The sequence below is a fragment of the Pseudophaeobacter sp. EL27 genome (assembly GCF_900313025.1).
Classification (GTDB): Bacteria; Pseudomonadota; Alphaproteobacteria; order Rhodobacterales; family Rhodobacteraceae; genus Pseudophaeobacter.
Genome location: NZ_OMPQ01000002.1, coordinates 1 through 19825, shown reverse-complemented (window position 1 = coordinate 19825; position 19825 = coordinate 1). Strand labels below are relative to the sequence as shown.

Genomic DNA, 19825 nt, shown 5'->3' with positions numbered 1-19825 from the left:
TGTGGTTCAACAGAGAAGACCCCCAAAGGTCAAGCGGAATCGCCGGAATCCGGGGCGGCAAAGCGCCCCGAGCACAGAAAACCAGTGTTCAGCGGCTGATAAGACAGTGTTGAGCCAGGTGCCGGGCTGCGATCAGCGGGTGTGCCGACCAATTTCCGGAGCATCCTGCAGCTTGGCCTCATGAGCAGTGATCCAGTCCAGAGTCTGGTCAAATGGCATGGGGCGGCCAATGCCAAAGCCCTGCACATGACCACAGCCAAGCTGTGACAGCAGCGCGTGTTCACCAACGGTTTCGACACCCTCTGCCAATGTCTCAAGATCGAGACGCTCGGCCATGGTCAAAATGGCGGCAATCAGTTTCTGCTGGTCCGGGTCACGATCGGCGCGCAGCACAAAGGAGCGGTCGATCTTGATGCGGGAGATATTGAAACGGCGCACTGCCGAGATCGAGGCATGGCCGGTGCCAAAATCATCCAGTTCGATATGACAGCCCAGATCGCTGAGCGCGGCGATATTGCGGGTCACCACATCATCGGGACGGTCGGTCATCACAGTTTCCAGGATTTCAACCGAAAGACGTGCAGGGGGCAGGTCGAATCGCTCCAATTCCCATTTGATATTCTCTGCGAGATTTGGATTGCGCAGCTCTTGGGTGGCAAAGTTCACCCCAACAGCAGGCACCTTCAATCCGGCAGCGTCCCAGGCATTGAGCGCAGTCAGCGAGTGATAGAGCATGACCTGGCTGAGCCGTTCCATCAGGCCGGCTTCCTCCAGTACGGGCAGGAACTTGCCGGGGGGAATCAGGCCGCGTACCGGGTGCATCCAGCGGGCCAGGGCCTCAAACCCTGAAACACGGCCGGTATCGGTGCAGATCTGCGGCTGAAACCAGGGCAGAATTTGTCCGGCTTCCAGCGCCTCGGCCGCTTCTTCGCGCAGGTTGCCACGGGCTTTGCTGCGCTGATGCATATCGGCGGAAAAGACCCGGATACCCGAGGGCCCGTTTTGTTGTGCCTCATTCAGCGCGGCACAGGCGGCAGCCGACCAATCGGTGTATTCTGTGCTTGGGGCGCGGGTGTTCAGGCAAAACCCTACCGAGCAAGAGGCATAGACTGTGGTGCCGTCAAGCGAGATCGGCTCCTCCACCGCGGCCTGGATGCGGCCGGCCATTTGAACACAGGTTTCGAGATCCAGCTGAAGCACCGGGGTCAGACAGACGGCAAATTTGCTGTCGCCGATTCGCGCCACGGTATCGCCATTGCGCAGGGTGCTGGCAATCCGCTCGCCGCAGCTCTGAATGATGCGGTCGCCTGCGTCCTGACCTTCGCGGGTGACGAGTTCTTTGAATTCATCAATTTCGATATAGTAGAGCGCCGAGCGCAGCTCGGTCTTTGTGCAGTCCTCCACAATGCGCTTCATGGCCTGTTCAAAACCCTCGCGCAGCATCAACCCGGTGACGCTGTCGCGTGGAATTGGGTTGCGGCCATGGGCAGAAAAGCCGCCAAAGGCTGCAAAGATCAGGGGTATGCCCAGCGCCACCCAAAGCAGCGCAGCTTCACCACCGAGCCAAAAGGTCGCGAGGGTGAGGGCGGGCAAGAACGCAAGAATGGGAGGCGACAACAGCGCCGGGGCCAATCTCGTCCGAATTCGGTTAAAAAGACCGGAATTCGCTTTTGTCATGTTCAGACCTTTCGCCTAAAGCAGGAGTGCTCCGGCAGAATAGAGGTCTGTTTCTGACTCCGGAGTTAACGCAGCAGCGGAATCTCGTCTGAATCTGCACTTTCCGCGCTGATTTTGCGCTCCAGCCCGGCAAAGTCGAACAGTTTGGGGTCCAACAGATGCGAAGGGCGCGCATTGGTCAGAGCGCGGAACATCACTTGGCGGCGACCGGGACTGTTGGCTTCCCATTGGTCGAGAATCTGTTTGACCTGCTGGCGTTGCAGCCCATCCTGACTGCCACATAGGTCGCAGGGAATGATGGGGTAATCCATTGCTTTAGCGAATTTTTCACAGTCCACCTCGGCCACATGGGCGAGGGGGCGATAAACAAAAAGATCGCCTTCTTCATTGACCAGCTTGGGTGGCATGGTGGCGAGGCGACCACCATGGAAAAGGTTCATAAAGAAGGTTTCCAGGATGTCATCGCGGTGATGACCGAGAATCACTGCCGAACAACCTTCTTCACGGGCAACCCGGTACAGGTTGCCGCGGCGCAGCCGTGAGCAAAGCGCGCAGAATGTCCGCCCGGCAGGCACCTTGTCGACAACGATACTATAGGTGTCCTGATACTCGATCCGGTGCGGCACACCCATTTTTTCCAGAAAGGCGGGCAGCACGGTGGCCGGAAACCCGGGTTGACCCTGGTCTAGATTGCAGGCCAGCAGATCCACCGGCAACAGCCCGCGCCACTTCAGCTCATGCAGCACGGCCAGCAGTGTATAGCTGTCCTTGCCCCCCGACAGGCAGACCAGCCATTTTGGCGTGCTGCCATCGGCAGGGCGCTCCACCATGCCATATTGCTCGATCGCTTCGCGCGCCTGACGCACGATACGTTTGCGTAGCTTTTTGAACTCGGTGGTCGAGGGCGCTCCGGCAAAGAGCGGGTGGATTTCGGTCTGGTCATCATCAAACATGTCGGCCCCCTAGCCCCTGGCGCGGCATTTGCCAAGAAAAAAGGACAACTCTGGCCTTTGAGCATCGGAGCGATACTAGTCTTTTTGCAGAGATTTTTCGTGTTCAGGGTCGCTGCCGGGGACCGGATCATAGCCATCGCCGCCCAGCGGGTGGCAGCGGCCGATGCGGCGCAGGGTCAGGTAAGCCCCCTTGATGGCGCCGTGTTTTTCCAGTGCTTCCAGCGAATAGGCGGAACAGGTTGGCTGATAACGGCAGTTGAACCCCACCCAGGGCGAAAAGATCAGCCGATAGGCGCGGACCGGTAGCGCCAGGATATGAGCAAGCGGTGTCATGGGACCAAGATAGGGGGCGTACTGTGATGCGTGTAGGTCATCCGTGGATCTTTTTGACTGCATAGGCCAGATCGCGCTTGAGATCTTCAAAGTCACGGTTGGCGGTGACCAGGGCGCGGCCGATCAGCACGTAGTCCCAGCCGTCCCGGCCAAGACCGGGCAGCACATGACGCGCGGCTTCGCGCAAACGGCGCTTGGCACGGTTGCGGGCCACGGCATTGCCGACCTTTTTGGAACAGGTAAAGCCGACGCGAAATCCTTCGGCTTCGCCTTCTTTACGTTGGCGGCCCTGGACCATCATGCTTTTGGTTCCCTGGCGGCGGGCACGGGCGGCAGCGAGAAATTCGCTGCGTTTGGACAAAACCACCAGGGGGGCCGATTTTACGCGGGGCTGGGGCGTGTCTGCGCAAACAGAAACCGCCGAAGGCTGGTTCCCGGCGGCAGCTGAGCTGTCCTGAGGGGCCTTCGGCGGTGTCATATCTGTCAATCCTTGGGGCGTCGCGCTTATGCGCTCAGCTCCTTGCGGCCACGTGCGCGGCGTGCGTTAAGGATCTTGCGGCCTGCCTTGGTGGCCATGCGCGCACGAAAACCGTGGCGACGTTTACGAACCAGGTTCGAAGGCTGATAGGTGCGTTTCATCGCTCCGGTCTCCAATTTCTACAGGGCAAAGCGGAATCGCTACCCGTGGGGTCTATCTCGAAGCCCGGTCTTTAGAAGGGATTCTCCGGCAAGTCAAACGCTGAGCCCCGCCTTTTGGCAGCTGAGGGCAAGATTTCTGTCAAAAAGCGTCACAAAAGCCCGCCCTCTGCAACGGAATGTTGCAAAACCCCTAGGCAAGGCTGCGAATCCTCACGAAAAGACGCCTATCAGATCAAGGCCGCGTGATCAGCCCCGGTAAAACCTCGCGGGTCTCATAGATTGCGCGTAGCACCTGAAAGCAGAGCGCAGCTCCATAAGCCGAGGCCAAGAGAGAAGAATAAGATGACCGAGACGCCAAAACGCGGGCTAGCCCGTCACCTCCCCCTGATTATCGTGGTCGTGATCGCGCTGATCGGGGCCGCAACGCTCAAAGACCATCTCAGCTTTGATACGCTGCGCGACAACCGCGAGGGTCTGATGGCGTTTCGCGATCAAAACTTCCTGGGGTTGGTGGCGCTTTTTGTGGGGATCTACATCCTGATTGTGGTGTTCTCACTGCCCGGTGCTGCGGTGGCCTCGGTGACGGGGGGGTTCCTCTTTGGACTGACAACGGGAACCGTGCTCAATGTGCTGGCCGCAACCATCGGGGCCTCTGGCATCTTTCTGGCCGCTCGGCTGGGGTTGGGGGAGATGCTGACCTCCAAGCTGGAGGCGGCAGAGGGCCGGGTGCAGATGCTGAAGCGGGCGCTGCGTCAAAATGAGATCGAGGTACTACTGCTGCTGCGTCTGGTGCCTGCGGTGCCCTTCTTTGTTGCCAACCTGCTGCCCGCGCTGGTGGGTGTTCGCTTTGGCAACTTCCTGTGGACCACGGCCCTGGGCATCATTCCCGGCGCAATTGTTTTCACCTGGATCGGGGTTGGCGTTGGCGAGGTGTTTGACCGCGGTGAAGATCCGGATCTGTCCTTGCTCTGGGAGCCGCATGTGATTGGCCCCTTGCTGGGGCTTTGTGTTCTGGCGGCGATGCCGATCATCGTCAAATCCCTACGTCCCAAGAAAGCGAGCTGAGCCATGAGCGCAAAGACAGAAACCCAGATCAAATGTGATCTTTTGGTGATTGGGGCTGGCTCTGGCGGGCTTTCGGTCGCGGCAGGCGCCAGCCAGATGGGCGCCTCGGTGGTGCTGCTGGAGGGCCATAAGATGGGCGGCGACTGCCTGAACTTTGGCTGCGTGCCCTCCAAGGCGCTGCTGGCCAGCGCAAAGGTGGCACAGACCCAGGCCCATTCCGCCGCCTTTGGTGTCGCGGATCAGGTTCCACAGGTGGATTACGCTGCCGCCAAAGCCCATGTGCACAACACAATCGAAACCATCGCGCCAATGGACAGCCAGGAACGGTTTGAAGGCTTTGGCGTGCAGGTCATTCGCGAATTTGGCGAATTCATTTCCCCGACGGAAGTGAAGGCGGGCGATCATGTGATCCGCGCGCGCCGAGTGGTGATCGCCACCGGGTCCTCGCCGCTGGTGCCACCGGTGCCAGGGCTGGAGAGCGTGCCCTATGAAACCAATGAGACCCTGTTTGATCTACGTGAACGCCCCGAGCATCTGCTGATCATCGGCGGCGGCCCCATCGGCATGGAAATGGCGCAGGCGCATATCCGGCTGGGTTGTAAGGTCACGGTGATCGAGGGCGCCAAGGCGCTGGGGCGCGATGATCCCGAAGCCGCCGCCGTGGTGCTGGAGGCGCTGCGCGCAGAGGGCGTCGAGATCATCGAGGGTGCGCTGGCGGCTGAGATAACCGGTGAAGCTGGCGCTATTGAGGTGAAGACCAAAGATGGGCGCAGCTTTGCGGGCTCGCACCTGTTGATGGCGGTGGGGCGCAAAAGCAATGTGGATCGGCTGAACCTTGAGGCTGGCGGAATCGAGCCGAGCCGCACAGGCATCAAGGTAGATGCCTCACTGCGCACCAGCAACAAAAGGGTCTATGCCATTGGTGATGTGGCGGGTGGGCTGCAGTTCACTCATGTCGCTGGCTATCATGCCGGGGTGATCATTCGCTCTTCGCTGTTTGGCCTTCCCTCCAAAGCCCAGGAGCTGCACATCCCGCGCGCCACCTATACGGATCCGGAACTGGCGCAGGTCGGTTTGAGCGAGGCCGAGGCGCGGGCGCAATATGGCGATAGGCTGGAGCTGGCCCGGTTCGATTTTCACCACAATGACCGCGCTCTGGCGGAGCTGAAAACCAAAGGCTTTATCAAGGTGATGGTGGTCAAGGGGCGGCCGGTTGGGGCGACGATTGTCGGCCATCAGGCCGGTGAATTGATTTCATTGTGGTCGCTGGCTTTGGCGAATAGGCTGAAGATGAGTCAGGTCGCCGCGATGGTGGCACCTTACCCGTCGATTGGGGAGATCAACAAACGTGTTGCCGGTGCTTATTTCTCACCACGGCTCTTTGAGAGCCAAATGGTCAAACGTGCGGTGCGGTTTGTGCAACGCTGGATCCCTTAAACTGGAAAGGGCTCTATGCTGAATTCTCTTTCAGGCAGGTTTCTGGTCCTGACCGTCGTCTTTGTGATGCTGGCCGAAGTTCTGATCTTTGTGCCCTCTGTTTCTCGTTTTCGTCTCGACTATCTGTCCGAACGTCTGGAGCGGGCGCAGATTGCCTCTCTGGCCTTGCTGGCAGACGACATGCTTGAGACCGATCTGGAGGCGGAGCTGTTGGAAAATGCCGGGGTCTATAACGTGGTCCTGCGCCGCGATGAGATTCGCCAGCTGATGTTGTCCTCACCCATTCCGCAGCCGATAGCGGGCACATATGATCTGCGCATGGCCAATGCCATGACGCTCATCGGTGATGCCTTTCGCCAATTGGCCAGCCCCGAGAACAGGATCATCCGGGTGATTGGCGCGCCGGTGCGGGATGCGGGGCTGCTGATTGAAATCACCATCGAGACCGCGACGCTTAGGGCGGCGATGATCGACTATGGGGTGCGGGTTCTGCTGCTTTCTGCGGTAATCTCGATCTTTACCGCCCTGCTGCTGTTTGCTGCGGTGCGGGTGTTTCTGGTGCGCCCGATCGAGGGCGTGGTTGGCTACATGCAACGCTACGCTGCCGCGCCAGAGGATGCCCGTGGTATCATCCAGCCCAATGCTGGCGTCACCGAGCTGCGCGAAGCAGAAGAGGCTTTGCAGCAGCTGCAGACCGAATTGACCCAGGCGCTGCGGCAGAGGGAACGGCTGGCGCAATTGGGCGGGGCGGTGGCCAAGATCAGCCATGATCTGCGCAATATCCTGACCTCGGCGCAGCTGTTCACTGACCGCATCGAGATGAGCGAAGACCCTCTGGTGCGGCGGCTGGCACCAAAACTGGTGAACTCCATCACCCGCGCGGTTTCGCTCTGCGAAGGCACCCTGGCCTTTGGCCGGGCCGAAGAGCCCGCACCGACCTTCTCTCATGTGGCGTTTTGCGAGCTGGTTGAGGACATTGTGGAAAGCGAGCTTTTGGCGCCGGGAGATGTTGCAGTTGATCTGATCAATGCAGTGCCCAAGGGGATGATGCTGCGCGGTGATTCCGAACAGCTGTTTCGGGTAGTGATGAATCTGGTGCGCAATGCGCGTCAGGCGATTGTGGCCACAGGCAAGCCCGGTTGTGTGACAATCGCGGCCCGCGACGAGGAAGACGCCTGGTGGATCACCGTTTCTGATACCGGGCCGGGACTGCCCAAGCGTGCACAAGAAAACCTGTTCACCCCGTTCCAGGGCAGCGTCCGCAAGGGAGGCAGTGGTCTGGGGCTGGCCATTGCGGCAGAGCTGACCAAGGGACACGGCGGCTCGGTGATGCTCAGCCGGACTGGTCCCGAAGGCAGCAGCTTTGAAATTCACCTGCCCAAGGGTGATGGCACCCTGTGATCGGCAAGCCAGAGGGCGTGTTGCCAAAAGCCGGAAATGAAAAAGACCGGAACTTATTTGTTTTTGGGGTTGCGCGCCTCACCCCCTAGCACTAAACCCCGCCGCAGTGGACCGATAGCTCAGCTGGATAGAGTACCTGACTACGAATCAGGGGGTCGGGGGTTCGAATCCTCCTCGGTCCGCCACTATTTCAAATCGCCCTCAGGGCTGGTTTGGGAAGGTTTGGGAGTTAGCCGCAGTTTGGCTTGCTTCTCTAGAGCAGGGGCCTTAAATCCTGACGCAGTGGACCGATAGCTCAGCTGGATAGAGTACCTGACTACGAATCAGGGGGTCGGGGGTTCGAATCCTCCTCGGTCCGCCACTGCCTCCCCGCCTTATGTAAGACCCTGCCTTCGAGAACATGACTTGGCCGAGATGCTGTCATCTAGGATGGCTGCAGGGCCGCTGGGTAGAATGTCGCATTTTATTTTTTGAATGTGATGGCTAAGATCTCTGGCAATTGCGCCTATGCGTTGCAGTAACAGAGGTCTCGGTATGAATCTGCCCAGTATGATCCTGAAGGCGGCATCTGACGTCAAAGCTTTGATCGGCTCGGCAGCAAGCCGACCTGCCTTGCAGGACGGCCAGCAGAATAGCGGGGGATTGCCGGATGGCGTCACAGCTGAAACGGGAGGGCTGGGCATGATCTGGATCCTTATTACTGCTGCGGCGTTTGTTTTCCCTGGTCTTGCCTCTGGGCAGGGGCTTGGTGTGCAATCCGTGACGCCGGGGATCTGGGCAATTGTTGGCCCCAAAGAGCAGCGCAACCCGGGCAACCATGCCAATAACGCAACCTTTGGATTGGTCGAAACCGAGGCGGGCGCGGTTCTTGTCGATCCGGGCGGATCCTGGAAGGGCGCCGAGGCCCTGCATCAGCTGGTGCGCAGGCTGACGGATCAGCCAGTAAGATATGTGATCAACACCGGCGGACAGGATCACCGTTGGCTTGGCAATGGCTATTGGCAAGCGCAGGGCGCAACCGTTATCGCCTCAGAAGCGGCGGTGGCGGATCATAGGGCGCGGGCTACGCAGCAGTTGTCGGCGCTGACCCATATGCTGGGGGACTCTCTGTTAGGTACAGAGCCCTCCTTTGCCGATCTCACCTTTGAACATGACTACCAGCTGGACATCGGTCAGATGCGCTTTGAGATCATGCACCGTGGCTCGGCCCATACCCTGGGGGACAGCTTTGTCTGGCTGCCAGAGCAAGAGGTGATGTTCACTGGCGATATCGTCTATGTGGATCGTATGTTGGGGATCGGGCCAGCGGGGGATAGCGCCAGCTGGCTGGAGGTTTTTGATGTCATGGCAGGTTTTGGTGCGCGCCATATTGTGCCGGGTCATGGCAGGGCAACGGATATGGAGCAGGCCCGGGCGGAAACCCGTGATTACCTCGCCCATCTGCGCCGCGAGATTGGCAGGGTGATCGAGGCGGGCGGATCCATTGAGGAGGGGACCGACATTGATCAGACCCAGTTCAGCCATCTCGCGGTTTTTGAACAGATCGCCAGGAAGAACGCGCAGAACGTCTACATGCAGATGGAATGGGAATGATCTATCGGGTGGTTTTCTGATTTCTTGCCTTAACGTAGCGGGAGCTGACTTGTTTCTCAGGCCGCGACGGACAATTTGATGAAACGAAGCCACCAGTGAAACGACCCGAGAGATTTTGCCATGCGCCAGCTGCTCAGCCCAGACGCCATTCATCCTGCTATTGATGCCGCGATCAGCACTTACCACAGAGACATAGTACAAGAGGCCATCACGGCGGTCACTGGCAATGGGGTTGTGGTGATTGGGATGAAGTACAATCCCTTCGTTTCAAAAGCGCGCAAGGCGCTGCAGGCGGCAGGTATTCCTTTCACCTATCTTGAATACGGCAGCTATACCTCGCAGTGGCACAAACGACTGGCTCTCAAGATGTGGTCGGGCTGGGCAACTTTCCCCATGGTCTTTGTCGACCAGAGGCTTGTAGGTGGATATTCGGAACTGCAAGCGTTGCTGACGGACCCAAAGACGGATCTGCCATCGTTGAAACAGAGCTAAGAAATTCGCAGGTGCTTTTGTCGCTCGGCGAACATTTGGAACAGCCCTCCGCAAAGCGCCTGCGCCTGGACGAATCTGTGCGATCCAAGGCGCTCGCTCTCAAAAAGAGAAACATTTATATGTAGATGAGCTCGTAGTTGTGCCCAGGCTTTGGCCGTGTTGCAGAGATTTTGGCAGGCATGTGCCTATTTTGTTATCAAAAAAATGATCACTTATCTGGCTTTACGTAGGGGTCACCCGTTGTGATTAAGAAAAAAAAAGGAATTCCAGAGGTATCTACTTTGCGAGTATTGAACAGATTGCACGTGGAGTATGACATTGTTTTTCAAGAAAAAGTCTCAAAAAGAGAGTTCCGAAGTTGAGACGAGCAAGGTCATTGCAGGGGTGATTGACCGCACGCAGGCGACCATTCAGTTCGACCCACAGGGCGTGATTTTGACGGCAAACAAGAACTTCCTGCAGGCTGTTGGCTATGAATTGGAGGAAGTCGTCGGCCAGCATCATTCGATGTTTGTCGCGCAGGATATTGCGCAAAGCCCTGAATATAAGGATTTTTGGCAGAGGTTGGCCAAGGGTGAAGATATCACTGACCAGTTTCCCCGTTTAGCCAAGGATGGATCTACAATCTGGATTCAGGCGACCTATGCCTCCTGCGCCGGGGCTGACGGAACTGTGGAGCGCGTAGTAAAGGTCGCCAGCGATGTGACTGCGCGGCGCCGTGGGCTGGGCGCGATTGCCGAAGGGCTGGACGCGCTACGGCATGGGAACCTTGTCCACCGGGTTGTGGTGTCGGATATCGCTGACATTGGCAACCTCGGAAGGGCCTTCAACGATTCCGTTGAACAGCTGGAAGCCACGGTCACAAATGCCAAAACGGTTTCTGTCGGAGTTGGACGGACTGCCGGTGATATCAGCCAGTCTTCCAGTGACCTGTCGGCGCGAACTGAAAGCCAGGCCGCCACTCTGGAACAAACCGCCGCCGCGCTAGAGGAGTTGACCACTACCGTTCAATCCTCAGCGACCGGGGCAAAAAAGGTCGAAGTGATCGTGGGCGAGGCGCAGGCTGTCGCCACCAAAAGCGGTGTTGTGGTTGGAGAGGCCATTGACGCCATGTCAAAGATCGAAGGCTCTTCGGATGAAATTGCCAAGATCATCACCGTGATCGACGACATTGCCTTTCAGACCAACCTTCTGGCGCTGAACGCCGGAGTCGAGGCCGCAAGAGCCGGGGAGGCCGGTCGTGGTTTTGCTGTTGTGGCTTCTGAGGTTCGCGGATTGGCGCAGCGCTCTGCCGATGCGGCTGGCGAGATCAAGGATCTGATTGCTCAGAGCCAGCATCATGTGACCAGCGGTGTTGATCTGGTGGGCCGAACCGGAGAGGAGCTGGAACGGATCATCAAAAGTGTCGGTACAATTTCTGTCCATATCGGCGATATCGCGCGTGGTGCAGCTGAGCAGTCCTCGGCCCTCTCCGAAATCAACACCGGTGTGGTGCAGCTTGATCAGGTGACCCAGCAAAACGCTGCCATGGTCGAAGAAACCACCGCCGTTAGCCATACGCTCTCCAATGATGCCGGGCAATTGACCCAGCAATTGGGCGCCTTCAAGGTCAAGTCGAACAATGGCGGAGCAGGTGGCTCAAACGTGGTGCCCATGCCGCTCCAGCACGAGACCCTTGCTGCCCCGGTCATGGCACAGGCCGGCACCGGGACTGGGGGCGTGGCCTCGGCGCATAGTGCTCCGGCGGGTTGGGACGATTTTTAACGCGCCCTCCGACATCTCAAACTGAAAAACTTATAAATTGCAGCGGCCTGGATCTCCGGGCCGCTTGCGATTCCTCCCCCCTGACTTCAGCAATCTGTGGGCCCTTGGCTAAATCTATTGTGACCCATTGGTGGCGCGATGAAGTCAAAAGGAATATTGACACTGGGCTGGCCTGCCGTGACGGTGGCGCGATACTTTGCAGGGGGCCTCTGGGTGACACAAAGCGCGTTGAGTTTTCCAATCATTCGCACCGCCGGATTGGACGGTATGCTGGTGACATTTGCGGATGCCTTGAGCGAACCGTCCAATCGCGCCACTCTGGCCTTTAGCGAGGCGGTGAAGGCCTGCGCATGGCCGGGGGTTCAGGAGGTCTCGACCTCGCTGGCCTCTGTCTTTCTGCGTTTTGACAGCGCTGCGCTGTGCCATGCGGCGCTCAAAGATTTGCTCTTGGCCTTGCTAGAGACACAGGATTGGCAACAGGCGGCGCTGCCCCCGGGGCGGCGGTTGTGGCGGGTGCCGACGGTCTTTGGCACCGGGCTGGCGCCACAATTGGCCGAGGCTGCCGATGCTGCTGGCATGAGTGAGGCGCAGGCCGTTGAAAGCCTGGGCAGCGCGCGGGTGCGGGTCTTGACCATTGGATTTGCGCCGGGGCAGCCCTATCTGGGGCCGCTGGGCGCGGAATGGAACCTACCGCGCCAGACAGAGCTGACACCGCAGGTGCCGACTGGGGCGCTGGTGCTGGCGATCAGCCAGTTTGTGCTCTTTGCCACCACCGCGCCCACCGGCTGGCGTCACGTCGGGCAGACAGGGTTTCGCGGCTTTCAGCTGGGGGCAGAGGATCCTATCGCCCTGCGGCCGGGGGATGAGATGATTTTTACGCCGGTCAGTAGATCCGATTATGATCGCTTTTGTCTGGAGGACAGCCATTTTGGTGGTGCCAGCCGCGAGGAGATCCCGGCATGAACGCACTCAAGGTTCTTCGCATTGGTCCTCTTGCCTCGATCCAGGATCAGGGGCGCCCCGGGCAATTGCAGCAGGGGGTGTCTCGTGGCGGGGCGGCGGATCTTTTGGCCCTGGCCGAAGGTGCGGCCCTGTTGCGGCAGGATATGCATCTGGCAGCGCTGGAAATGGCTGGCATCGGCGGCCTGTTTGAGGCCACATCCCCGATGCGTATTGCCCTCACAGGCGCGCCAATGCAGGCGAGCCTTGATGGCGAAAACCTGGCCTGGAATGCCTCGCACCAGATGCTGGCCGGGCAAAAACTCGAAATTGGAGCTGCGCGCAAAGGCGTCTACGGCTATCTGCACCTGGGCGGCGGCATCGACAGCGCGGTTCAGCTCGGTGCCCGTGCAGTGCATTTGATGTCTGGCCTCGGCAATCCGGTGGCGGTTGGCGATCTACTGCCCTGTGGCGCGGACCCAGGGCGTGAGGTCGGGCTTGGGCTGCAGGCTGAGGATCGTTTTCAGGGCGGCGCTTTGCGGATTGTCGAGGGGTTCCAGTCGGATCTCTTTGACGCTGAGGTCCGTGCGCGCTTTGCCGATACTGCTTTTAAACGCGGGGGCCGTGCCAACCGGATGGGGGTCGAGATGGTCTCTGACGGCGCAGGGTTCGCAGCGGCGGGGCAGCTCAATATCCTGTCCGAGATCATTCTGCCGGGCGATGTGCAGATGACCGGCGATGGCAAACCCTTCGTGCTGCTGCGCGAGGCCCAGACCACCGGCGGCTATCCCCGGATTGGTACGGTCCTGCCCTGTGATCTGAGCAAGGTAGCGCAGGCGCAGGCTGGGGTGGATCTGCAATTCAATTGGGTTTCATTAGACGAGGGGCTGGCGATACAGGCCAAACAGGATGCCCTGATGAAAGCGCTGCCCTCGACTTGCAAGCCCCTATTGCGCGATCCGGCACTGATGCAGGATCTGCTTTCTTATCAACTGGTCGGCGGGGTGATCTCGGCCCAGGCGGACCCGTTTGACACTGGAGATATCACATGAGCACCACGGATACGGCAAAAACTGTCGATCTCAACGCGGATATGGGCGAAAGCTTTGGCCCCTGGAACATGGGGGATGACACCGCGCTGTTGGATATCGTGACCTCCGCCAATATCGCCTGTGGCTTTCATGCGGGTGATCCGGATGTGATGGCGGCGACCATGACGCTGGCGCGGGACAATGGGGTTGGCATCGGCGCCCATCCCGGCTTTCCCGATTTGCAGGGCTTTGGCCGTCGCAAGATGCATATGTCTGCAGCGGGTCTCGGCAATATGGTCCGTTACCAACTGGGCGCGGCTCAGGGCATGGCAAGGGCGCTGGGCACTGAAGTCCGGCATCTGAAACTGCACGGGGCGCTCTCCAACATGGCCTGCGTTGATCACGATATGGCGCGTGCCTGTTATGAGGCGGCGCTGGAGGTCGATCCGGATATCATCATCATGGTTCTGGCGGCAACCGCGATGGAAGATGTGGTGCGCGAGCTGGGCTGCAATTGGTGCGGCGAGATCTTTGCTGATCGCGCCTATAACGATGATGGCACTCTGGTGGATCGCTCCTTGCCGGGGGCGGTGATCCATGACGCCGCGCTGGCCGGGCCGCGCATCCTGCAGATGGTACAGGAAGGCGCAATCATTACCGAGAGCGGCAAACGTATCCCAACCTCGATCGACACCATCTGCCTGCATGGCGATACGGCTGAGGCGGTGGAGCTGGCAAAATCGGTGCGCAGCAGTCTAGAGGCGGGTGGTGTTAAGCTGGCGCAGTTCAGCGGACGGCAAGGCTAGTCTGTCTTAGCCCATAGCGTTGAGGATCAGCGTGGCAATCTGGGTAGAGGAATGAACCCCCAGCTTGCCATAGGCGCGGCGGCGCAGGGTGCGGATGGTGTTCTCTGATACGCCCAGCTCCAGCGCCGTACCTGCAACGCTCATGCCTTGCACGCCAAGGTCACAGACCTCAGCCTCGCGCGGGGTCAGCGCCCCAAAGGGGCCGGCATCCTGTTCCCGCAGGGTCGAGGCCCGCGCACTGGCAGCCTGTCCAATGGCGGCGGCCCCGGCAATCCGGTGTCGCAATCCGATGAGTTCATGCGCCAGCGGCAGAACCTGTTGCAGGCGCTGCATCTCCTGATCGGAAATCCAGCCAGATTTCTCCCCCCGTAGAAAGAAGGACTGAAAGCCAACCCGGTCGCTTAAGGATGAGACAGTGACCCGCTCAATCACCTGATCGCGGGCATAGATCGGGCCGATCGGATCATCTGGGGTGGGGCGCCAGCGCTCGATCACCAGCCCGTTGCCCTCGGAGGCGCGGATCCGTTGCAGAATGCTCTGCATCAGGCGGTCATCTTTCAGGATTGTGCTGGCATTGCGGTTGAACCAATAGCCGCTCATCTCTCCGGCCCAGATCGACAGGACCGGCGCGGGGCGGGACATATCTGCGACATAGAAGGTGCCAAAATTGGCAATCTCAGCGGCCTCGCGGATATAGCTGAGCAAGTGGCTAGCAAAATCCGGCCTGACAGTGGCGGCTGCAAGCGCGGCAACATCGTCTCGGGGGAGAGGTCTGGGGGGAAATGTGTCACTCATTCGGGTGACAGACTGAGACTGCCCTCGTGGAATAGTCAAGGCACTTGCACAGATCCCAGCTCAAAGGCCCGGCCATCATGACCAAAGTCTTTTCAACCCGGCAGCGCCCGATCCATCTGGGCCCCTTTCCGATGGAGCGACTGGTGCGCGGGCCAATGCCGGATCTGGGCGCGGTGCCGAGGTCGCAGCCGCTGGAGTTTCGCCGACCAACCGCGCCTGCCTCGATCGTCAATGCCATGGGGGAATACCAGGCGATGATGGATGCGATCCGTGACGGGTTGGTGAATAAGGCACAGGCCAGCTGCCCGAGTGACCCGCAGGAGCGCGCCGATCATATCAAGGCCTTTGGCTATTTCTCTGATGCGTCGATGGTTGGTATTGGCCCGGTTCCCGCCTCGGCGCGGCTGGCGCAGCCCTATCGTAATCCGGGCATTGATCGTCTGTCGCAGGATCTGAAAACCCGCCAGACAAAGACCCTGGCAGCGGGGATTGACCATATCATGGCCGATCTCAAGGAGGCGATGCAGGCGCCGCCCACCACCATCGGCGATCACAAACACGCCATTGTCTTCCTTTATGATATGCCGCGCGATCCGCGCCCGGACGAGGAGGGCGCGGAGTGGATCCAGGGGGCAGAGCAGCACCGCGCCTGCCTGCGGGCCAGCGAAACTGCCGTGGTGCTGGCCAATTACATCCGGCTGCTGGGCTGGGATGCCAAGGCCCATACTTCCACCTCGTCGGATGTGGACCTCAACCAGCTGGCTGTGGCAGCTGGTCTGGTCACATTGCAAGATGGGTATCTGGTCAGCCCCTATCTGGGGGGGCGCTTTGGTCTGGCGGTGGTGACCACCGATTTTGATCTGGCGGTGGACCGCCCGCTGCTGCCGCTGGATCAGCAGCCGATGATGCAGGTCAAGGGGCCGAAGTGGTGGCTGGGCCTTGGCTCTGAACGCTCGGCCCTCAACAGTGATCCCTATAAGGCGCGCGATTTCAAGGATGGGCCGCATCCCTTTGAAACGCTGAAGCGGGTGGAGGATCCCACCACCTATATTGATGAGCCCAATGTGGCGCGGGTGCCCAAGCGCACCGACATGTTCGCCCGCAGCCAGTTCGGCGACATGGGCAAGGGCAATCAAAAGGCGGCGACCGGCGGCTTTTATGTGCGCAAGGCTGCCCCCTCGATGGCGCAACGCCGGATGCTGGGGGCCTTTGTCTTGTTGCAGGACGGCACGCCCGCCGATGGCCCGCGCCCCAGTGATGCAGCCCGTAATGCGGCCAATGTCAAAGCCGCCAGCTATTGGCTGGGCATCGATGCGGTTGGTATCAGCCGCTGCCCGGACTGGACCTGGTATAGCCATGATGCCACGGGGGCTGAAATCCACCCCGATCATGATCAGGCGATCAGCATGATTGTCGATCAGGGCTTTGACACCACCGAGGGCACCTCGGGTGATGACTGGATTGCGGTGGCGCAGTCGATGCGGGCCTATCTGCGGTTTTCCTTGCTGGGGGGCGTCATCGCCCGCCAGATCCGCAACCTCGGCTACAAGGCCAAGGCCCATACGGTGATGGATGGGGAGGTCTTGCAGCCGCCGCTGTTGTTGATGGCTGGACTGGGCGAAGTCAGCCGCATTGGTGAGGTGATCCTCAACCCCTTCCTTGGCCCAAGGCTGAAATCCGGTGTGGTGACCACGGATATGCCGATGGATCATGACAAGCCAATTGACTTTGGCTTGCAAAAATTCTGTGAGGCCTGCAACAAATGCGCCCGCGAATGCCCCTCGGGGGCGATCACCGCCGGGCCAAAGCTGATGTTCAACGGCTATGAGATCTGGAAATCGGACAGTCAGAAATGCACCACCTACCGGATCACAACGCCGGGCGGCGCCATGTGTGGACGTTGCATGAAGACCTGCCCCTGGAATCTGGAAGGCATCTTTGCGGAACGTCCCTTCCGCTGGGCGGCGATGAACCTGCCAAAGGCAGCACCTGTGCTGGCCAAGCTTGACGATGCGCTGGGCAATGGTGAGATGAACCCGGCCAAGAAATGGTGGTGGGATCTGGAGATGGAAGAGGACGGCGGCTATCGCCCGACGCGCCATCCGGTCAATGCGCGCGCCCTGCAAAAGGATTTGGATCTGAAGCATGAGGATCAGACCCTGGCGGTTTATCCGGCGCATCTGGCCCCTCATCCTTGGCCATATCCTTTTCCGATGGACCGAGAGGCCGGGATTGAGGCCTATCAGCAGATGATCACCGCAGAGGAATACAAGGCCCGGCGTGCCAAAGGTGAGACCGGGGCATGGGATCACCGCTACAGCAATGATGTTGACAGCCCGGTGCTGGGCGTGCGGGTGTCGCGTGTCCAGGCCATGAGCCCGGATGTGACCAAATATGAATTCCAGAGCCTGGACGGCAGTGCGCTGCCGGAATGGAGTGCCGGGGCGCATCTCGATATCGTGGTGGCGCCGGAATACCTGCGTCAGTACTCGATGTCTGGCGATCCGGTGGATCGCTCCAAATACCAGATTGGGGTGCTGCGCGAAGACGCAGGCCGTGGCGGTTCCCAGCTGTTGCACCGGATCTTTGCCGAGGGCCGCAAAATCTTCATCTCGCGTCCGATCAACCACTTCCCGCTCAATGAGGGCGCGGTGAAATCCTACCTCATGGGCGGTGGTATTGGCGTCACGCCGATGATTGCCATGGCGCATCGCCTGCATGCGCTGGGCCAGGAGTTTGAGCTACACTACTCGATCTCGAACCGGGCAGGGGCAGGCTATTTGGAGGATCTGGCCAAAATGCCCTGGTCCGACAGGGTTCATATCCATGTCTCAGCTGAAGGGACACGTGCAGATCTGGATCAACTGCTTGCAGGCTACGCGGCGGGGCAGCATGTCTATACCTGCGGCCCGGATCGCTACATGGAGGGGGTAATGCAAGCGGCGACCCGCCAGGGCTTCCCGGAGGAGGCGCGTCATCTGGAATACTTCTCGGTGCCGGAGCTGCCGGAATATGAAAACCATGCCTTCACCCTCAAACTGGCCCGTTCCGGTAAGGTGCTAGAGGTGCCCGCAGATAAAACTGCGACCGATGTGCTGCTGGAAAATGGTCACCACATTGATGTGAAATGCTCTGACGGCATCTGCGGCGTCTGTAAATGCGGCCTTGTTTCTGGTGAGGTCGAGCACCGCGACTTTGTCTTGTCAAAGGCGCAGCGCAAAGAGGCCGTGATTTTGTGCCAGTCTCGCGCCGCTACAAAGCAGGGTGTTATCGAAGTAGACCTGTAGCCGGGCGCCTGGGGGCTATTGGCCAAACCAATCAGGCAGGGTGGTGCGGAATTGGAACCGCAGGCTCTGGCAGCGCAGGACGGACTTCCCCACGTCCCGCACCGGGCTTTGCAGGCTGCCCCAAGCGGTTTCCTCAGCCTCCAGCCAGGGGAGACTGGGCAGGGCCTGCGCCTCGGCTATCTTATCGATGGCTTCCTGTTGCGCCTTTTGCCAGGCCTTGCCCGGAAGTCCTGGTCCCTTGGTATTGCCGACCTCCTGGCGGATCTCACTCATGGTCGCCAACGCAGTGGCATCGGCAAACTTCAGATGTGCGAGGTAAACGCCACGCGGCATGACAAAAGGAAACTCTGCCAGCCGTGCAGGACGCAGTTGAAGGCCATGACGACGCAGCCCAATCGATCTGCGAACAGCCCAGGCCTTGCTGTAATGTCCGGTGAAAACCACGTCGCGGGCCTTGGTAAAGACAGGCTCTTGGGTGGCGGTTTCAGAGAAATCAAACAGGTTGAACCCAAGAGCAAAAAGCGCAGGGGCGTCCTGAGCTTGCAGCATATCAGCAAAAGAAGCCCAACGCGCGGGGTCCAGGCAGATCAACTCATCCGCATCACTGCGAATGACCCAGTCATAGATCTCCAATAGCCCCTGCTGAAACCCATTCAGCATCCGCCCGCGCCAATGATCAAACCCTTGCAGGCGATCCCTTGGAATGGTCAGGATCGAGGCACCCGGGCAGATGTCTTGAATGCGCGGGTCGGTGCCATGGGACACGACATAGAGGTTCTCAGCGCCAAGCTGTCGGCTGTAGTGGCGGTACCATTGGTCCAACGCCCAGTGGTCCTTGTAGACCATGGTAAGTGCACAGATTTTCATGCCTCGCACTATGGTTGGGACGGGGGCTAACGCCAAGAGGGTTTCCTGAGAAAGCCATGGTTGACCCAAAATCAGTTGAGTAAGGCCTATCTGCCCTGGGCGACTCGGCTGGCAAAATCACTTTAGTGGCTGCGGAATTCGAACCGAGTCGGGAACTGTCTTGTGGGTGGTGGTGGAGAAGTGACTATATGTAGAGGGGTGCGCTGCAGCCTGAACAAAAGGGGCGTAACAGTTGCGGGGCTGTTCGGTGGGTGTCCAGTATTTCCCGCTGGGTAACCCGCATCTAACTACTTGAACTCTTTACTTTTTCCTTCCTTATCCAAAAAAGATGTGATTTTTGTAATTTAGGGCTTGCGGGTTCCCGGGGTTATACTTAGAACCCCCTCTACCGGCAGCGGAGACGCGGCACGGTGGGCGGCGGAGGCGCTGCTGACACACTGGAAAGACGGTGCTGACGGACTGGAAAGACAGTGCTGACGGACTGGAAAGACAGTGCTGACGGATCGGAAAGACGGTTGGACGCTCAGGAGAGACTGGGGCATCTGATGGCATGATGTGAGGCGGTTGCGCTAAGGAATTGGCGTAGTGGTCTTGTTTTTGGCCTTTTGGTGTTGCTCTTTGACATTGATGATAACTGAAGAGATATGTGGGCGGTTTGGTTCGTTTCGATGGATCAACGTCTGTATATCAACGCTCTTAGTAATACTGCGGCGCTCAAGTAGCGAAGCGGTAGCGCGATGATAGAG

General features: G+C 59.3%; 17 protein-coding genes and 2 tRNA genes. 12 read left to right on the top strand and 7 right to left on the bottom strand.

The features are described from left to right. Positions 1-132: 132 nt before the first annotated feature. The 5 genes from ED661_RS00180 to rpmH form a co-directional block, all read right to left on the bottom strand. Positions 133-1677, bottom strand: a complete 1545-nt coding sequence (locus ED661_RS00180) for a bifunctional diguanylate cyclase/phosphodiesterase (protein WP_122071937.1) — start codon at positions 1675-1677, stop codon at positions 133-135. A gap of 65 nt (positions 1678-1742) precedes the next feature. Further along, positions 1743-2630 carry a tRNA 2-thiocytidine(32) synthetase TtcA gene (gene ttcA, locus ED661_RS00175; RefSeq protein WP_122071936.1) on the bottom strand — a complete coding sequence of 296 codons (888 nt, stop codon included), beginning with the start codon at positions 2628-2630 and terminating at the stop codon, positions 1743-1745. 75 nt (positions 2631-2705) lie between these two features. Next, positions 2706-2963 (bottom strand): membrane protein insertion efficiency factor YidD, encoded by a 258-nt coding sequence (gene yidD, locus ED661_RS00170; RefSeq protein WP_122071934.1) that lies wholly within the window; start codon positions 2961-2963, stop codon positions 2706-2708. 37 nt (positions 2964-3000) lie between these two features. Beyond that, the gene (gene rnpA / locus ED661_RS00165) at positions 3001-3441 is read right to left on the bottom strand and encodes a ribonuclease P protein component (RefSeq protein WP_122071933.1); all 441 of its coding nucleotides are present in this window, start codon (positions 3439-3441) and stop codon (positions 3001-3003) included. Between the two features lie 26 nt (positions 3442-3467). Continuing rightward, on the bottom strand, positions 3468-3602 hold the full coding sequence (gene rpmH, locus ED661_RS00160; RefSeq protein ID WP_008554144.1) for a 50S ribosomal protein L34: 135 nt from the start codon (positions 3600-3602) through the stop codon (positions 3468-3470). 342 nt (positions 3603-3944) lie between these two features. On the opposite strand from rpmH, the gene ED661_RS00155 reads away from it, so the two are divergent. The 11 genes from ED661_RS00155 to ED661_RS00105 all read left to right on the top strand — a co-directional run bounded on the left by ED661_RS00155 (position 3945) and on the right by ED661_RS00105 (position 14130). Then, the gene (locus tag ED661_RS00155; protein ID WP_122071931.1) at positions 3945-4667 is read left to right on the top strand and encodes a TVP38/TMEM64 family protein; all 723 of its coding nucleotides are present in this window, start codon (positions 3945-3947) and stop codon (positions 4665-4667) included. Between the two features lie 3 nt (positions 4668-4670). Further along, entirely contained in the window at positions 4671-6104 is a 1434-nt protein-coding gene (locus ED661_RS00150; protein ID WP_122071930.1) for an NAD(P)/FAD-dependent oxidoreductase, read from the top strand. Positions 6105-6119: 15 nt separating this feature from the next. Further along, positions 6120-7505 (top strand): HAMP domain-containing sensor histidine kinase, encoded by a 1386-nt coding sequence (locus ED661_RS00145; RefSeq protein ID WP_122071928.1) that lies wholly within the window; start codon positions 6120-6122, stop codon positions 7503-7505. A 108-nt stretch (positions 7506-7613) separates the two neighbouring features. Continuing rightward, positions 7614-7690, top strand: a tRNA-Arg gene (locus tag ED661_RS00140). Between the two features lie 99 nt (positions 7691-7789). Continuing rightward, positions 7790-7866, top strand: a tRNA-Arg gene (locus tag ED661_RS00135). 173 nt (positions 7867-8039) lie between these two features. Beyond that, positions 8040-9098: an MBL fold metallo-hydrolase gene (locus tag ED661_RS00130; RefSeq protein ID WP_162929986.1), complete on the top strand. Its 1059-nt coding sequence runs from the start codon at positions 8040-8042 to the stop codon at positions 9096-9098. A 120-nt stretch (positions 9099-9218) separates the two neighbouring features. Continuing rightward, the gene (locus ED661_RS00125) at positions 9219-9590 is read left to right on the top strand and encodes a glutaredoxin (protein WP_122071925.1); all 372 of its coding nucleotides are present in this window, start codon (positions 9219-9221) and stop codon (positions 9588-9590) included. Positions 9591-9908: 318 nt separating this feature from the next. Continuing rightward, positions 9909-11354: a methyl-accepting chemotaxis protein gene (locus ED661_RS00120; protein ID WP_122072243.1), complete on the top strand. Its 1446-nt coding sequence runs from the start codon at positions 9909-9911 to the stop codon at positions 11352-11354. A 138-nt stretch (positions 11355-11492) separates the two neighbouring features. Continuing rightward, positions 11493-12317, top strand: a complete 825-nt coding sequence (locus ED661_RS00115; RefSeq protein ID WP_256385540.1) for an allophanate hydrolase subunit 1 — start codon at positions 11493-11495, stop codon at positions 12315-12317. Next, the gene (locus tag ED661_RS00110) at positions 12314-13345 is read left to right on the top strand and encodes a biotin-dependent carboxyltransferase family protein (protein WP_122071924.1); all 1032 of its coding nucleotides are present in this window, start codon (positions 12314-12316) and stop codon (positions 13343-13345) included. The genes ED661_RS00115 and ED661_RS00110 overlap by 4 nt, the downstream gene beginning before the upstream one ends. Beyond that, positions 13342-14130, top strand: a complete 789-nt coding sequence (locus tag ED661_RS00105; protein ID WP_122071922.1) for a LamB/YcsF family protein — start codon at positions 13342-13344, stop codon at positions 14128-14130. Before ED661_RS00110 ends, ED661_RS00105 begins: the two co-directional genes overlap by 4 nt. A 6-nt stretch (positions 14131-14136) precedes the next feature. On the opposite strand, the gene ED661_RS00100 is transcribed toward ED661_RS00105, so the two are convergent. Continuing rightward, entirely contained in the window at positions 14137-14925 is a 789-nt protein-coding gene (locus ED661_RS00100) for a helix-turn-helix transcriptional regulator (protein WP_122071921.1), read from the bottom strand. A gap of 77 nt (positions 14926-15002) precedes the next feature. Here ED661_RS00100 and ED661_RS00095 point away from each other — a divergent pair, with 77 nt between their 5' ends. Continuing rightward, positions 15003-18212: a 2Fe-2S iron-sulfur cluster-binding protein gene (locus ED661_RS00095; protein WP_174214149.1), complete on the top strand. Its 3210-nt coding sequence runs from the start codon at positions 15003-15005 to the stop codon at positions 18210-18212. Between the two features lie 15 nt (positions 18213-18227). Here ED661_RS00095 and ED661_RS00090 read toward each other — a convergent pair whose 3' ends face one another. Beyond that, a complete protein-coding gene (locus ED661_RS00090; protein WP_122071919.1) occupies positions 18228-19079 on the bottom strand; it encodes a glycosyltransferase family 2 protein in 852 nt (283 codons plus the stop codon). Positions 19080-19825: the final 746 nt, after the last annotated feature.